General features: G+C 44.2%; 2 protein-coding genes. One reads left to right on the top strand and one right to left on the bottom strand.

Annotated features, from left to right (window positions below; genetic code table 11):
* Positions 1 to 590 (top strand): RNA-guided endonuclease TnpB family protein (locus IQ242_RS24060; RefSeq protein ID WP_193961687.1); only part of this gene is annotated, 590 nt, incomplete at its 5' end.
* A 236-nt stretch (positions 591 to 826) separates the two neighbouring features.
* Here IQ242_RS24060 and IQ242_RS24050 read toward each other — a convergent pair.
* Entirely contained in the window at positions 827 to 1,507 is a 681-nt protein-coding gene (locus IQ242_RS24050; protein ID WP_193961686.1) for a response regulator transcription factor, read from the bottom strand.
* Between the last annotated feature and the right edge of the window lie 220 nt (positions 1,508 to 1,727).

The following is a 1,727-nucleotide window of genomic DNA, read 5'->3' as shown; positions in this document are numbered from 1 at the left end:
TAAAAAAACGATTAAAACGACTAAGAAAAGCACAGAAAAACCTTTCTAGAAAGCAGAAAGGGAGTAAACGACGGGAAAAAGCCAGAAAACGAGTGGCTAAAATCCATGCAAAGATTAAAGACACTCGCACTGATTTCTTGCAGAAACTATCCACTAGAGTTGTTCGTGAAAATCAAACGATAATTTTAGAGGATTTAAACACATCGGGAATGGTTAAAAATCGCAAGTTATCCCGTGCCATATCAGATTTAGGATGGCGTTCTTTCCGAGATATGCTATCGGCAAAATCTGATAAATATGGGCGTGATTTTCGGATAATTTCCCGATGGGAGCCAACGTCTCAGAGATGTTCCTGTTGTGGGAATATCGGCGGTAAGAAAGCGTTAAATATCCGTGAGTGGGAATGTCTTTTCTGTGGGACTTTCCATGATAGGGACGTGAACGCCGCAATTAATATCAAGGTCGCCGGTGGGCAATCGGAGACTTTAAACGGGCGTGGAGGAAAGCGTGAGACTACTGCTAAGGTAGCGGCATCCCGTGAAGCGTCAACCCAGCGGTCGGTCGTTCAATTAAGTTTGTTTGATCTGTAGGGAATCACCGTCCGTTTACGGCGGTGAGGATGTCAACCGAACTTTCCTCAACTATTTCCTCAGCCAAGAATTGGAAACGGAATTGGCCCTGGAAAAAGAGCGATCGCAACTAGCAGACCAGGACAATCTCAGGGATGTTTAATGCCAAAAAAAGCTGAGTTGACAATCACCTGACACTAAACCCTGATAAGTTGTTGACTATTGAGGGTATGCTAAAAAACTTTTTGCCGCAAACCCTAGATAGTCAACAGCTTATTACTTTTGATCGCCCATTGGGTCAATTCCGTGCGATTATGAAGACCAGTTTTATGAAGCATATTCGACACATGACTTTCAATTGTCCGTTGACTAACATTGAGTTTTGCGGCGATTTCCCGATTAACCAGTCCTTGGGCGACCAATTGTACTACTTTTAACTCCGTTGGGGTTAATTCCACATCACCCGGAACCTGAACAGGGGTGACATCCTCGGAATGGATGCGGGTGATGCGTTTCGGCAACCGGCCCGCTTGTTTGAGGGAAGACTCCACCAGGGCCACTAATTCTTCCGGTTCAAAGGGTTTAACCATATAAAAATCAGCCCCGGCGGTTAAACCTGTCACCTTGTCCTGACTTTGATCCTTAGGGGAGAGAAAAATCACGGGAAGACCACTAAAACGACTGTCCTGACGAATTGTTTCGAGGAAGGCATAACCATCCATTTCCGGCATGATCAGATCACAGATAATGATATCGGGCATTTCCCTTGCTTTGGCCGCATTTGCCCCGCGTTCGAGGATTTCTAGGGCTTCGGGACCGTTTTCTGCGGTTGTCACCCTATAACCACGAAACTCTAGATAATCTTTCACCAAAAGTATTAAATTTGGGTCATCGTCGATTAATAAAAGTTGTTTGTTGTCTTTGTTGGTCTCTTTCATCGCTATTTTTCCAGGCTGCAGGGTTGGGGGAATGGAGACGGACAAAGGATCGATAGGCAAGAGGCAACAGGTAGTTAGGGTTTCCTGAATAAATCTAAAAACCTTATCCAACAAGGTTTTTAGACTTTTTTTCTCTCAAAAAGTGCCGACCATTGGAGTGATTGGGGGGAAAATTCTGAGACTTTTTCCCTAAAAATTAGGTAATTGACTCCCTCAAAAT

The sequence above is a fragment of the Microcystis sp. LEGE 08355 genome (assembly GCF_015207185.1).
In the GTDB taxonomy this organism is placed as follows: Bacteria; Cyanobacteriota; Cyanobacteriia; order Cyanobacteriales; family Microcystaceae; genus Microcystis; species Microcystis panniformis.
This window is presented reverse-complemented; position numbering and strand designations above follow the sequence as displayed.